Annotated in this window: 12 protein-coding genes and 1 pseudogene; 4 read left to right on the top strand and 9 right to left on the bottom strand. The window is 49.3% G+C overall.

All coding sequences use genetic code 11. The features are described 5' to 3' along the window. Nucleotides 1-217 precede the first annotated feature (217 nt). Entirely contained in the window at nt 218-1600 is a 1383-nt protein-coding gene (locus AC1MDT_RS07455; RefSeq protein WP_480421413.1) for an NRAMP family divalent metal transporter, read from the top strand. A gap of 558 nt (nt 1601-2158) precedes the next feature. Here AC1MDT_RS07455 and AC1MDT_RS07460 read toward each other — a convergent pair. Both AC1MDT_RS07460 and AC1MDT_RS07465 read right to left on the bottom strand, forming a co-directional pair. After that, the gene (locus tag AC1MDT_RS07460; RefSeq protein WP_480421414.1) at nt 2159-3139 is read right to left on the bottom strand and encodes a methyltransferase; all 981 of its coding nucleotides are present in this window, start codon (nt 3137-3139) and stop codon (nt 2159-2161) included. Then, nucleotides 3136-4578, bottom strand: a complete 1443-nt coding sequence (locus AC1MDT_RS07465; protein WP_480421415.1) for an iron-containing redox enzyme family protein — start codon at nt 4576-4578, stop codon at nt 3136-3138. The genes AC1MDT_RS07460 and AC1MDT_RS07465 overlap by 4 nt, the downstream gene beginning before the upstream one ends. Before the next feature lie 341 nt (nt 4579-4919). On the opposite strand from AC1MDT_RS07465, the gene AC1MDT_RS07470 reads away from it, so the two are divergent. Further along, the gene (locus AC1MDT_RS07470) at nt 4920-5006 is read left to right on the top strand and encodes a transposase (protein WP_480422727.1); all 87 of its coding nucleotides are present in this window, start codon (nt 4920-4922) and stop codon (nt 5004-5006) included. After that, nucleotides 5003-5503: pseudogene (locus tag AC1MDT_RS07475) on the top strand (integrase core domain-containing protein); the annotation flags it as partial. The gene AC1MDT_RS07470 and the pseudogene AC1MDT_RS07475, both read left to right, overlap by 4 nt. 40 nt (nt 5504-5543) lie before the next feature. Here AC1MDT_RS07475 and AC1MDT_RS07480 read toward each other — a convergent pair. Further along, on the bottom strand, nt 5544-6728 hold the full coding sequence (locus AC1MDT_RS07480; RefSeq protein ID WP_480421416.1) for a DUF2252 family protein: 1185 nt from the start codon (nt 6726-6728) through the stop codon (nt 5544-5546). 594 nt (nt 6729-7322) lie between these two features. Here AC1MDT_RS07480 and AC1MDT_RS07485 point away from each other — a divergent pair. Beyond that, a complete protein-coding gene (locus tag AC1MDT_RS07485) occupies nt 7323-7565 on the top strand; it encodes a hypothetical protein (protein WP_480421417.1) in 243 nt (80 codons plus the stop codon). 516 nt (nt 7566-8081) lie between these two features. Here AC1MDT_RS07485 and AC1MDT_RS07490 read toward each other — a convergent pair. From AC1MDT_RS07490 to AC1MDT_RS07515, 6 genes are all read right to left on the bottom strand, one after another. Then, nucleotides 8082-9407, bottom strand: coding sequence for an LLM class flavin-dependent oxidoreductase (locus AC1MDT_RS07490; RefSeq protein WP_480421418.1), 1326 nt, complete (start codon nt 9405-9407; stop codon nt 8082-8084). Nucleotides 9408-9459: 52 nt separating this feature from the next. After that, the gene (locus tag AC1MDT_RS07495) at nt 9460-10365 is read right to left on the bottom strand and encodes an ABC transporter substrate-binding protein (protein ID WP_480421419.1); all 906 of its coding nucleotides are present in this window, start codon (nt 10363-10365) and stop codon (nt 9460-9462) included. A gap of 64 nt (nt 10366-10429) precedes the next feature. Beyond that, a complete protein-coding gene (locus tag AC1MDT_RS07500) occupies nt 10430-11104 on the bottom strand; it encodes an ABC transporter permease (RefSeq protein ID WP_480421420.1) in 675 nt (224 codons plus the stop codon). Beyond that, complete coding sequence (locus AC1MDT_RS07505; RefSeq protein WP_480421421.1) at nt 11104-11733, bottom strand: ABC transporter permease; 630 nt, start codon at nt 11731-11733, stop codon at nt 11104-11106. The genes AC1MDT_RS07500 and AC1MDT_RS07505 overlap by 1 nt, the downstream gene beginning before the upstream one ends. Further along, entirely contained in the window at nt 11730-12857 is a 1128-nt protein-coding gene (locus AC1MDT_RS07510) for an ABC transporter ATP-binding protein (protein ID WP_480421422.1), read from the bottom strand. Before AC1MDT_RS07510 ends, AC1MDT_RS07505 begins: the two co-directional genes overlap by 4 nt. A gap of 2 nt (nt 12858-12859) precedes the next feature. Next, on the bottom strand, nt 12860-13801 hold the full coding sequence (locus AC1MDT_RS07515) for a fatty acid desaturase (RefSeq protein WP_480421423.1): 942 nt from the start codon (nt 13799-13801) through the stop codon (nt 12860-12862). Between the last annotated feature and the right edge of the window lie 543 nt (nt 13802-14344).

The raw sequence follows: 14344 nt of genomic DNA on the forward strand, positions 1-14344 counted from the left end.
TTGCAGCGTTGATGACACTTCTGAGATCGACGCACCCTCCGAACAGTAGTGCATAGTGACGGCAGACATCTTGCCTAACGCGGTATTCTCCGCCATTCACAACCATTCGCTCTGAGCCTTTCAAGGTGATCGTCGGCGCTCCCACAGGGGATAGCGCAAGACGTGAGTGAACGCCTCTCGCCGCTTCTACTTAAGCCCAATGTGAAGGGGTAGTCACTTGGCAAAAAACTCTGAAAAAATGCCGGAACTCCCGTTAAAAATCCTTGGTCAAAAACTTGGTGTGGCAAGCCCCCGAGAAACGAAAATGAATAATAAAGAACTCATCGATAAGCCTCCGGTTGTTGCCCATCGCTCATGGTTAAAAAAACTAGGGCCCGGCCTTATCACAGGTGCAGCGGATGATGATCCAAGCGGTATAGCAACCTACTCGCAAGCAGGCGCGCAATTTGGCTTTAATACACTCTGGACATTGTTTTTCACTTTCCCCCTGATGGTCGGTATTCAGATCATCAGCGCCAAAATAGGCCGAGTCAGCGGGCACGGACTCGCTACCAATATCCGTCGCCATTATCCACGGCCTTTGTTATATGGCATCGTCATCCTTTTGATGTTTGCCAATACCATCAACATTGCGGCAGACATCGCTGCAATGGGTGCTGCTCTGAAACTGTTGATAGGCGGATCGTCGCACTTTTATGCCGTCGGCTTTGGCTTAGTTTCGCTGCTACTGCAGGTGTTCATTCCATATAAACGCTATGTGCGGGTACTTAAATGGCTGACACTCGTGTTGTTGGCTTATGTGGGCACTATGTTTGCAGTACACATTCCGTGGGGTGAGGTCGCTCACCGGACGTTCTGGCCCCACATGTCCTTGAAGGCGGAATACATAACCATGGTGGTTGCGATTTTTGGTACAACCATCAGCCCCTATCTCTTTTTCTGGCAAGCATCACAGGAAGTTGAAGACGTGGAGGCTGACCCCAAAGCGCAGTCACTGATTGATGCCCCAAACCAGGCGCGAGCCAGCTTTACTCGTATCAACATTGACACAGTAGTGGGAATGGGTATCTCTAACATCATTGCGTTTTTCATTATGTTGACCACCGCTGTCACGCTAAATATGCATGGCATCACCGAGATTCAATCGTCCGAACAGGCAGCCAATGCATTACGACCGATTGCGGGCGAGTTTGCATTTTGGCTGTTCAGTTTAGGTATTATTGGCACGGGTCTGTTAGCGGTTCCCGTCCTGGCCGGTTCTGCTGCTTATGCAGTAGCCGGCACATTTCGATGGAAGAATAGTTTGGCGGCCAAGCCTGAAACAAACAAAGCGTTTTATAGCATTATCGCTGCGGCAACATTGTTGGGCGTGTTGATCTGCTTTGCACCGATTGACCCCATCAAAGCATTGTTTTGGAGTGCAGTTGTCAATGGTGTGATTGCGGTGCCTGTCATGTTTATCATGATGTTGATGGCATCGCACAAAGAAATAATGGGCTCGTTCATCATTCATCCCGGGCTGAAAGTATTGGGCTGGAGCTGCACTGTTGCGATGGCGTGTGTCGTCATAGGTATGTTCTGGGGCATGGTTTCAGCATAAATCCCTTCTCTGAAACTTAGTCCCTTGCTTCAGTCATAGCCAGTAGGGAGCTCATCAGAAAATTTGCAGCTTGGGGCGTCAGCTGTTGCACTCAAGGCTTGGCCCGGTGAGTCTCTGACCTCTCTCATTTCGCTCAGTGCCCGAGATATGAGTTCTCCGACTTAAAGGATATGAGAGTTCAGTAGCGATGACTCATTGAGATGAAAACTCCAAGCGGCATAGGATGGTTTTGCGGTACGTTTTTCGGACATATCCTCTTATGGCTTTCGCTTCCGTTTGCCGCCTACTTTTGCTTTGAGATATGACTTCGGGCCTACAAGGCAAAGCTTGATACCGGGGCCGCTGAACAACCGCCGTTATGATCGCCATGTGGTTGAAGCTTTTGATTTTTATCAAACCCACAACGAGCACGCATCATCCGAATCAAGATGTGTTAGGCAGACGCTTACGTTTTATTCTAGTAGTAGCTTTCAAGGCTTCCCACTAGCAATAACAGACCTAGACCGCCATCCGGACATTGGAACAAGCTCTATCCTATTTGCCTCGAGAGCTTTTAACTTACACAGTGCGAGTAACGATTAACTCCACAGCCGCAATTCGATCCACATTTTCGTATCCTGGCTCCAGCAGTTCCTCTCCGAATACATCAGGATCGAGCTCTCGGTAACGCCAAGCTAGCGTTGGCTGCTCCAGCGTTTCTTTCACTGATGCGAAAAATGGATCGTGGCCATCAACAATTGCAACACCGGTATACAGAACCAATGATCCACCTTTGGATAACCGCTCCACTGATTCGTGAACGATCCTCACGGAGAGATCGGCGCCTAATGTGTCACCGCCATGCCTATAAGCGCGCTGCTTTGAATCCTTCATATAAGGTGGATTGGCAACGATTAAATCGAACTTTCCTTCCACCTCACTGAGCACATCACTTAGGTGGCAAACCACGTTACTCAAGCCTGCCAGCATGGCATTGACTCGAGTAAAACTGAGCGCTTTGGGATTGATATCTACAGCAAAGACGTCCACATGTGGGTTCGCTTCAGCAATGAGCATCGCACCCGCGCCTGTACCGCACCCGATGTCAACAGCGCGGCGAATAACGAACGTGTTCAAGCTTAAATGCCGACCTATCGATTGAGCAAAACGATAGGTATCTGGGCCGAAGAAAACGGAGTCTTCTTGGGTTGTCGGAAATGCTGAATGCACTAACAAAAAATTATCTAGAGACGACCATCGTACGGTGCTTTTGAGTTTTTCTAGGTCGCACTCAAGCGCCCCGCTAGCAACCAATACTTTCTCATCGTTCGGTGGCAGCAGACCACGTTCGAACGATCTATTCCAACCAAACGCATCACGGAGCGTTTTGCCTTGGATGTGACCTGCCCTCTCGTTTACTCGTTGATGAGTGAGTGGAGTCGGCGTAATGAAGGTATACCCATATTCCCGTAATAGGTTACCTAGCTGCAGCAGTGCTGACTCTAGGATGGAGTGGTCAACGAGCCCCTCTCTTTCAAGGTCTTGATCATGGCCATTCATGCAGGCCGCCCTTTCACACTTTCGCTCATCACCTTGACGAACTCCCTCGTGGCATAAAGCCCAACCGGTGTTGCATGCACTGCCGGACGCATAAAGTCCTTTAGCACTGACATCCGCTCATTGGGAAGACATTGCTCAAGCTGATTGAGCAACTCCAGGAGGTCTGGGTCGGCTTTATCCATCGACGAGTGCAATTCGGGAGTTTCCTGTTTCCCCAGTGCCTTACTCCTAAACTGATAGCGAAACGTGCTGGCAGTCGTGCTTTTCGGATCGTCCTGGACTTCCAGCAATTGGTTACCTGCAATCCAGTCCCAAAGTAACTGCCTTTCGTAACCATTGAAAACGCCGAACATAGGAGCTCCAGCGCCGCTGACCAACTGCCAAAATCGACTACTGGAAGGATCCTCATTGCGCTTGATCCACCCTCTTTTTTGCAAAGCTTCAAGAAACGATGGAATCTGATCGGGCTTAGCCAACCACTCATTTACCGTCATGCCCTCGAGCCGGCAGTAGTCCGAATGCATGTGCTGCCCGAAAGACCGCTTGCGTTCGAGCATGGAGATGACCTCCTGCTCCAGATCGAATGATCGAATGATAGCTAATGAGCCAATGCCTAGTTCATTGAGCTTGTATCCTCGCATCACCCGGCGATAAAACTCATCGCGTTCCGACCCCATGGGCATCAGCGAGAGCACACTCTGAGCAGCCTTGCGTGCATGACCGGTGCTGGCGTTATCAATCGTTACGTGCAAGGTGAAATAGTATGGGTCTATCCCCAGCTCATTCAATTCGAATGCGGTGATTAGCAAGTGCAATGGAAGCTGTTCATAACCCAGGTTGTAACCCATGACTTCAGGCAGGAAATCCGCTCCCTGATGTCCTAGAGCGAGCTGTATGGCGCCCTGGACGTAGTAGATGTCCGCCAATGTATCGCAAGGGGCACAGTCCATATCTGCTAATAGTTTTCTGTACAAAGACACATGATTGAGAGCGGGATCACCGTCACCTAACTCCTCTAGATAAGTCCGAATCAGGCCACGAAATCGGTAATCCGCCCAATGAGGCAACATTCCGTATAACCAAGCACCATCCACGAGCTTTGTGGGCGAGACATGCTGAAGGAAATACATTGCATGACTGCGCCCCTTGAAAAATCGCCGAGGAGAACCCGCGTGGCGTTCCCGCAGGTATTCCGAGTATTGATCGGCGACTTTCGCGACACCACGACCTATCCAGTTTTCAAGCTGTTCTGGAGCAGGGACATCACAGCTCTCGCTTGAGGCTCGCGCTAGTTCTCGCTTGAGGAAATCGGCAACGCCGACAGGCTGCAACTGCACGCTTGGCTGCATCAAAGCATCGTAGACGGATTTTGCTGGTTTGCTGCCGTCTACCTTGGCCCTATCCACAGGCGTGCCTATTAGTGTCTGAAGGGATGTCATAGGTCACCTAGAAGTGTAAAAACTTAAAAATCTCGGCCATATCTACTATGCCGCTCTACCTAATACGATTCGCCGCATATCAGAAGATTCATTGAGATTCACTGCTGCCAGGGTTTGGTCATCGACGCAACGAGAGGCTCTGTGCCGGTGTGAATCCAACCGTAATGAAGGCCCATTAGCGGTGCCAAGATTTAACTGACAAGGGATCTTGGGACGCGGGATCTGCCTACCGAGGTGATCGAGCCCCAAGCTTTTGGGCCAGGAGTGGCGGCGCCCCTGGAGCCCAGAGCAAAAACTGGCCATGGCTCGCGAGAGTCTTGAGCCAAGGACAAAGCGTTTCGGTGGTCGCTCGGCGCAACGGCATCAATGCCAACCAGCTGTTCCTGTGGCGCAAGCTTTATCAGGATGGCAGCTTGTCGGCGGTGTGAAAACCAACGATACGCGCTGGTGCTCGGACGGCTTTGAGTTCCGGTGCGAGGACGGCGCCAAACTGAGACCTTCGCTCTGGACTGCTGTGATCGCGAAACCATCGGCTGGATCGCGAGCCCGACCAGGTAAAAGCGGTGATGATATGCTGGAAAGCGTGGAGAAGCGCTTTGGTGATCAACTGCCCGCCACGCCGGTGCAATGGCTCAGCGATAACGGCTCGGCCTACACCGCCGAACAGACGCGCCTGTTTGCCCGGCAGATCGGTTTGCAACCGGTGACGACCCCCGTTCGCAGCCCGCAGAGCAATGGCATGGCCGAGAGCTTCGTGAAAACGATCAAGCGAGATTACGTGGCGCACATGCCCAAGCCGGATCGAGAAACGGCGTTGCGTAACCTGGCAATTGCCTTCGAGCATTACAATGAGCAGCATCCGCACAGCGCCTTGAACTATCGCTCACCGAGGGGGTTCAGGCGCTTGGCAACCGCATCAATTTAACAGGGAGTTGGTGTCCGGTTTTGTTGGGGGCATCCCTCTTTCAATGCTCAAGCGCATAACGACGACAGTGCTCCAAATAACCTCTCTCATGACTCCCAACCAGTTGAACGACACTCGACCAAAGCCAAGAAGGTGCTTCCAGAGTCCTTGAACGACAAGCCTGTAGGTCGCTAATCCAGGAAGACCGAGTAGCCATTTCCATCTGCCTTGCATGAGCAATCCCCACCACTCTTGCGAGGTACCCAGCCGCAAGCATCGCATCCCGTTGGCTTAATTGATCGAGCTCTAGTTTCATATCCTGCGGGAGGAGCTCGCGGATAAAGAATCCGTGGTCGAGCAGCCGCGCCGCAATCATGCGATTTCCAAGGGCTGGCGAAAGAGACCTAGCCCCTTCGACCACTCGTTTACCGTTATCCCTTGGCATGGCCGCCCTGGCAGCGCGAGGGGCCGCCGCACTCACAGCTTCCTTGATATCAAGCAGACAATATTCTTGATCATCCTCATCGCCGACTCCCAATAGCACCGCGTACCGCTTTAGTCCCAGCGAGCTGCAGCCTTTGACCCAGTACGCAGAGTCCAGCATTTCCACATAGTGATCCTTTGACCTGCCCTTAAGCGCGGTTACCAACGTATGGATTTCAGGTGTGGAGCAAAGCGCCTCCAGAGCGTCACGCTCAGATGTTGAGAGTGACCAAAAACGCTTTCCAAGAGGAATGGTTGGCCGGGTGTCTTCAATGCGCTCTTGAGCCAGATGCTTCCACGTCCGCTGTACCGCGCTGCGCATACCGGCCTTTACCTGGGCAGGTCGGGGAGGCTCTTCATCAACATCGCCTTCAAACGCAAGCTCATATCCACGCATCATTTCCTCAAGCATTCGCGCGGTTGCCACCCCAGGTAGATCTGACCCTCGAGCCGCCGTCGCTAAAGACAACGCTAGCCTGACCAGATCGTGCGCGGGATTGCCAATGACGGTCTGATCAAGATCACGAATATGTATGTCAATTCGTCCTTTCAAATCGCCAGTCGGCCCCAAGTTCCCCGCATGGCAATCTCCACAAATCCAAACTGCGGGCCCACTTGGAAGACGCCGCCCGGACTGGCTATGCAGCCACTCATAGAACTGCACCGTGCTGCCTCGAACGTAGGCATGTGCGGATCTGGCCATCTTAAGATTTCTAAGCTGGGAAAGTGGTTCTAATCGTGCGGACGGACGAGGGGTTTTCATGAGGAATTCTTAGAGGGCTGAGATCTGTTGACTCACTCCTCGTCTTAGATGTTTCAAAAAATTACAGCGCATCACGTGAACTAGAGGTTCTCAACGAGGAAGACACGCCGCAGTGGGCACGCGGTAGGGATGGCAGTTGCCGCCACCCCCGCACCGATCCGTACGTGCGATTCACTACACCACCTACTGCTCACCCGCTGCCCCGCATAGATGAGCGCGTTGCACTGTCATAAATTGTCTCAGCTTAAGCCCCTCCCGTTCTTGAAATCGTCTCCTTTTGCCGGTACTTGTAGTACACCAATCTCATGCAGGGAGCGCATCCATGCAAGCAAGATTCAGAGTAATTGAGGCCAGCACACTGGACGATGGCAGCAAGCGATACAGGGTCGTTGATCTTGTAGAGGGAGGTTCTGCTAGCAAGCATGGCGTGTTCAAGGTTAGGACACAGGCAGACGCGGTTTGTTCGACATTGAACGCTGAGCATCCGAGGCAGGCGGGAGCGCGTGATGCTGCATTGCGTAGCGCCTACTGATTCGGTGCATTTGATATTGCTATCTGTTTCTCCTTGTACCCCATCACTCAAAGGAAAGCAGAGTGTTCAAACGCAAAGATCCGCCCTCCCGTATGACCTATCTCCTCTTGATCGCATTGATGCCGTGCCTGATCCTCTCCGGCCTATGGAAGCAAGGAGACCTGAACCTGCAGACTGCCTCGGTTGCACTCACCGTCAACGCGCTTTTCTACTTGAATCTGAAGTTCATACAAGACTTCTTTCGTGCTGGCTGGAGCCGTGAGTACGAAGAGAAACTCGCATTTGAGCTCTCAACTCGCTCGTGATGACCTGTCTTCGAAAGAGCGTGGCCACCTAAAGCGGAAACTGGCCCGCCTACCTAATCGCTACCACCTCGTCACTTCGCCAGATGCAACCTACAGTAAGATCAACGCCATTGGCTCTCTCCTATACGCAAGTACAAAGGTTCTAAAAGCGATGATGCGTTGATCAAAATTCCATAACTAAGAAATATCGGATCGTAAGATTTAAGGGACGTAGGAACCATGTCACTGGATGTCGCTTACAGTATTGAAGCAGACGATTATGTTGACCTGACCGAGCCTGTGACCTCTATTGGTCAGGTGTCATAACGAGTAACCAGGCCCACTACCGTTCCTTCCCCTACCCACATTGAAAGGATACTGTAGTGGACTTCTACCCGGACAAGCCAGACGCGAGCACCGTCCATCGAACAATGGAACGGTTCTATACAGTGCACTGAAAGAAGAAACAAAAAGCAAAATCACCGCTTCAACATCAAGATAACGTAGCTAATATTATTAGATATCCTGCACAACCAGTCACGACACAAAACTGTTACCGGGACTCTTTAATCCAAGGCGATCCCTTAAAGTGCCGCCCTCATACTCCTCGCGAAAAACTCCCTTACGTTGAAGCAAAGGAACAACACTGCGAGAAAACCTTTCGAAATCGACTGGCAGGAAGGGGAACATAAGATTGTAACCATCCACAGCGTTTGCCTCATACAACTCGGCAAGCTGCTCGGCAACATGCTCAGCGGAACCTATCACCAGCCAAGTACTTGAGCTTTTCAAAAGCAGGCGTCCTAACTCTCGAATAGACAAAGTAGGGTCGTACTTCTTGATTATAGCCAACTCTGTGCGAATACCATCGAACTGAGACTCGTCTGGCAATGGAGGTAAGGGTTCGTCAGCAGAAAGCTCGGTTAAGTCAAGACGTGTATAGCTTGATACAAGGTCAATCGCGAGAGCATCAATGACCAAACTATCCACTAACCGTTGACGGAGTTCTGCTTCAGTTTCATCGTGTAAAACGACAGGCAGCACACCGGCAATAATTTTCAAGTCACTGGGATCTCTACCCTGCAACGCAAGCCGACGATTCAGATCGGCCCTATAAGCTAAACCCTCTTCAACAGTCTTTAGGAAGCAGAAGTGAACGTCTGCATGAGTGGCCGCTAAATTCTTACCGGCTTCTGAGGATCCAGCTTGTGCAAGCACAGGATGACCTTGCGGTGAGCGAGGGACATTAAGTGGCCCACGCACGTTGAAATGCTCACCATTATGATGGATAGCATGAATCTTCGAAGGATCCGCAAAATCAGCAGTGAGTTTATTGAACTCTAAAGCGCCATTCTCCCAAGAGTCCCAGAGCTTTTTGACTACGCGGATGAACTCATCTGCCCGTTCATAGCGATTGCCATGCTTGGGCACCGCAGGTAATCCGAAATTAGCGGCCTCCTCTTCTAACCAGGAGGTGACAATATTCCAGCTGGCTCGCCCACCACTGATATGATCCAAAGATGCGAAGTATCGTGCAGTGTTAAATGGTTCGTTATACGACGTTGAAGCTGTCCCCATCAGGCCAATATGGTCGGTAACTGCTGCCAGGGCGGACAAGAGCGTAATAGGCTCCAATCGAGGATTGGCATAGTGCCTCAAGCCATTAGCTGTGTCCCAAACAGCAACGTGATCAGCAATGAAAATCGCATCAAATTTAGCCGCTTCGGCTTCTTGAGCCAATTTTTTATAGTAGCCGAGATCAAATATTTCTTTTGTCGGAGATAACGGATGACGCCACGAAAACCGGTAATCCCCTTGCGGATTAAAGAAAAACAAATTAAGAATCATACTTTTCCTGGACATGACATCCTCCTTGCAATACATAAAATTACATTAATATCTTGAGCGCCGATATTTAGTTTGCGACTTTAACGGTATTTTTAGCTACCCATTGCTCAGCGACTTTCGCAGGGTCTTTGTGATCAATATCGACTAAGCGATTGAGCTCCTTGAGATCATCGTTCGTCAGCTTTTGAGATATGTCGTCCAGCGCCTTGACGACTACTGGATCTAGCGATGATTTTCGGATGAGTGGAGCAATGTTTTGAGGGGGTTGTTGGTGGCGGTCATCCTCTAGAACAACCCAGGATTCTTTTGCCAATATTCCTTGCGTGGATACAACCGTAGCGACATCGATAGCGCCTGAGTTAAGCGCTAAACGAGTCAAAGGGCCGCCCATATCCAGTGATTTTACCAACTTGAAGTCGATACCATATACAGCTTTCAACCCAGGCAGACCTAAAGCCGACGTGGTCACTTCAGGAGGGCCGCCGAGTGTCAGATCTTTTGAAACGGCTGCCAGGTCTGACAGTGTGTGGAGGCTGTACTTGTCTGCCGTTTTCCTTGTAACTGCCCATGCGGTCGTAGAACCTGCAGACGAGGGCTCAAGCAATTTAAGACCTTCCGGTAATTTTTCTTGCAGTGAGGTTACGATATCTTTCTGATCAGTAAGTTGTGTTTTACGATCATGAAAACTGAGCAGTGACCCTATATACTCTGGAGCTACATCGATATCCCCACCTTCCAGAGCTTTTGCAATGATCTGACGGTTCCCCAGGTTAAGCCTCGTTTCAACCTCAACACCTTGCGCCCTTAATGCGGAGGCGTAAATGTTTGCCAGGATGGATTGCTCCGAAAAATTCGCACCTCCCACTGTAATAGATTGTGCGTTAGCGATTGTGCTGGCAGCGAGCAAGCTCAATCCCAGCAAAATAGAAGTTGATGGAGTACTCAAATAATCGGACAGCATTTTAATTTTCATCTTAATTTCAGCCTCTATAAACAACACTATTTAATTAAACCAACAACCATCAAGCTTCGATGTTTTATGGTAACGCCTCACTTGGCCGTATTTTCTTCATGATGCGTTTTTCTACGTTGGAACAAACCGTTTCACTCACAATTGCAAGAGTTGAAACAACCAGCGCACCACTAATAATCTGGGGCGTATCATTCCGACCAAGACCATCAATGAGAAACCTGCCCAAGCCTCCAAAGCCTGCATAAGCGGCAATAGTCGCTGTTGCAATAAGCTGTACCAACGCCGCACGAAATCCGGCAAAAATCAATGGAAACGCCATGGGCAATTCAACCTGGAGGAATATTTGCCATCTTCGCAACCCCATCGACGCAGCCGAAAACTTCAACGTCGACTCCACTTGCTGAATCCCGACAATTGTATTGGTTAATATAAGAGGCACACTCATAGCCACTAAAGCGATTATGACCGTAACCGTGTCATACCCGATAACCATGATTGCAAGTATGACGACCCCGAGGGATGGCAATGCCCGCCCAACATTAAATATCCCCATGGCGACCTGGGCGCCCTTGCGATAATTAGCCAGAAGCACACCTAATGGAAGAGCAATTGAGCTAGCAATGACAATACTAAGAGACACATAATAAATATGTTCTTGAAGCCTACTCAGCAAGCCTTCTGCGCCGAGCCAGTTTTCGGGTAGCAAAAACCATTGCCAGACATCCCTAAAAATACTCATTATCGTACCCACGGAACTAGAACTTTATCTATGGCATAAAACAAAAAATCAAAAGACAAGGCTAACAGCACTGTTAGGACTAAACTAACCACCACAGGCGTCGTAAAACTCAAGGTGAGACCCGTGACAAATAACTGCCCTAGACCTCCTTGACCTATTACTGCCGTGACGGTGACTAGCCCAACCAACATGACTGCTGTAGTTCGCAAGCCGGCCAAGAGGGATGGAACGGCGAGTGGCAACTCCACCCCAAAGAATCTTTGCACCCGCGTGTATCCTAATGCACGAGCCTCCTCTAAAACATCTACTGGAGCACTTGCAATCCCGACCAAAACGTTTTGCAGAATGATCAACAGAGAATACAAACTTAAACCAATGACTGAAGTGGTCTTCGTCAATCCGGTAAATGGCATCAATAAAATGAATAGCGCCAGGGACGGAACGGTATATAAAATCCCACTGATGTAGATTAGTGTGCGTGCCAGCGCGGGCTTCCATAAAGCAAGAAGCACCATTGCGCTTGCCAAGACCGTCCCTAACGACATACCCAACGCGACCAACTGGACATGATCAATTAAAAAGCCAACAATCTGTCGCCAATTATCGTTTATCCAAGACCAATCAATCATTGTATGCTCTCGAGGCGACTATCATTCAGCGCCTTGTAAAGGCTACTTATGGAAATGCAGCCCTCATACTTCCCCCTCTGATCGACACGAACCACTATGCCGTTTGGTGTACTGAGTATCTTTACCAACGCGTGATGCAATGACTCCTCGCCAGACACAAGAGTTAGCGTTGGGACGGGAAATTCTCGTTCACCAACCCACTTTAGCGGCTCAAATCTTTCATTGAGCAGCAACTCAAAATTGCTATCAATTTCGGCTTCTTTATCGAAGTCTGCGACTACACCACCAGCCTTGACTAAAGCTACACTACGCCGCTGCAACTCAGAGACCTTCATCAAGGTAAGTCTTTTCAGGGATGGATCTTTCCCAATGAATCTTTTAACAAACTCGCTGGATGGATTTGCAAGAATATTTTTTGGCGAGCCTATCTGAACCAGCTTCCCTTCCCCCTCAAATATCGCTATTCGATCGCCCAACTTTATTGCTTCTTCCATATCATGCGTGACCAATACGATCGTTTTTTTCAAACGCCGCTGGAGTGCGATTAACTCGTCCTGCAATCGTTCGCGAATAACTGGATCAAGCGCAGCAAATGGCTCATCCATCAATATGACAGGCGGATCTGACGCAAGGGCCCTTGCAAGAGCAACACGGCTTTGCTGACCTCCTGACAATTGATTTGGGTATCGATTCAAAAACTCAGGGTGTAGGCCAACCAATGAAATCAGTTCGTTCACCCGTTCCTGAATTCTCTCTTTACACCAGCCCAAAAGCCGTGGAACCGCGCCTATATTTTCTGCGACTGTTTTATGAGGAAATAAGGCTGAATTCTGCATCATGAAACCTATGCCACGGCGTAACGCCACCACATCGACCTCATGTGTTGCCGTTCCATTGACACTAATACGACCACTATCCTGAGCGTCAAGCCTGTTAATCATCCGCAAAATGGTGGTCTTGCCACACCCACTTGGGCCGATAAATACGCAAATTTCCCCCTTCGCAATATGTAGACTTAAATTACTTACAGCAGGATTATCTTTTCCCTTGTGGTACTTTCTAACAGCCTCAAAACGTATCATTTGAATCACCCGGATCAGTTTGTATAGAAGTACTTTTACCATCACTACTCGGTTGGATGACGGGGACAGTCCACAGGCGTGATCAAATTCCTGTTAAAAAGCCGCAGGTAGCCAGGAATCACATAACCATTATTTCGAGCTACCCAATGCGAACGCCTTGACCTATAAACTCGCGGCAAGTAATACCAAGGCAGACCGGGAAGATCATGATGAACCAAGTGGAGATTATTGTTGAGAAAAAGCCAATTCAGCGGTGCTGAGGATTCGTTAATTACTGTCCTGTGCTCCGCTCGATCTGCTGGGCGATGTTCATAAAAAGATCTGACCATTCCTACAGACAATGCTGGAATTGAAACGCAAAGCACGTACTGGCTTGCACTGATCGCGCTAAAATAATCGACTGCCGCCAAGACCATGCCAAGACTTATTACATGGCCTACCCACATCTTCAACCCACTGCAATTGTTTTTCAGAGATCGATTTATCTCCGTCTTAACAAGCGCCAAGATCGCAAGAGGCGCTCCAATCACCAATCGGCCGATCAGCGTCTTGTTAGCCAACAACGATAATCTGATATACCCAGGCGCCCGCACCCAAAACTCTTTTGTAACATATCGGCTTTCTGGATCAACGCCTGGAACAGTTAACATTTCATCGTCGTGATGTGCTAAGTGAGAGTTTCGATAAAGTTTATAGGGGTACCAAATGGCGAATGGTAAGTACCCTAAAATTTTATTGACCAAGGGCCAACGTGTGGGATGCCCATGAATAAGCTCATGCTGAATAGACATCCAAAGTGTTATCAATGGAATGAAGAGAAGAATCGTAATTACTTCCCCCAGCGTATCACCTGAAAACACAATCCACAGCCAAGCAGAGTAAAACCCGATCAGCAAGAGCCACGTTGGCCATTCAGTTTTGCTAGTCATCGAATTGGCCAATTTAACAATTTCGGCTCGATGAATTTCATCCAAATAATTTGGCATTTTTTTGAGCTATAAAAGAATATTGGCTTTTTGGATATCGCCCTTCTACTTCCGCAGTTCGCAACACTATCGCTTGGAAAAGAAATTATCCTTAGAGGCGATTTGAATGTGAGCGTCCATGCACAACCAAACTAGGCTGAACACAAGATAAATGCGGCGTAATGACGTATCTGCGCTGGGGTCGACGAGAGTCGATTCACATGGCGTAGTAGAGAAAGGACAAACCTTCGCTAACCGCACTGGAAGCTTCGCTAACAGCCTGACAAGGAATAGGTTTGCTAGGAATAAGTTGGGAAGTGACAGCTGAGTCAAATACAACGCTGTCTTTAGCGGCGCAGGGGATCATAGTACGAGTCCTGCCATAAGGCAGAGCTTCAAAGCTGATCTGGAGAATTCCGGAGCTGGACATAGTCGTACCATAGAAACAGGGTTGAACAATATCCGGCTGTCCGGTGAAGGCAATCTAGCACAACTCCTAATACGATCAAATAATATAAATAGCTATGTTTATGCGATTTTTGCATAAGTCATCTTTGAAAAACG

The sequence above is a fragment of the Pseudomonas sp. ASL7 genome (genome assembly GCF_056680375.1).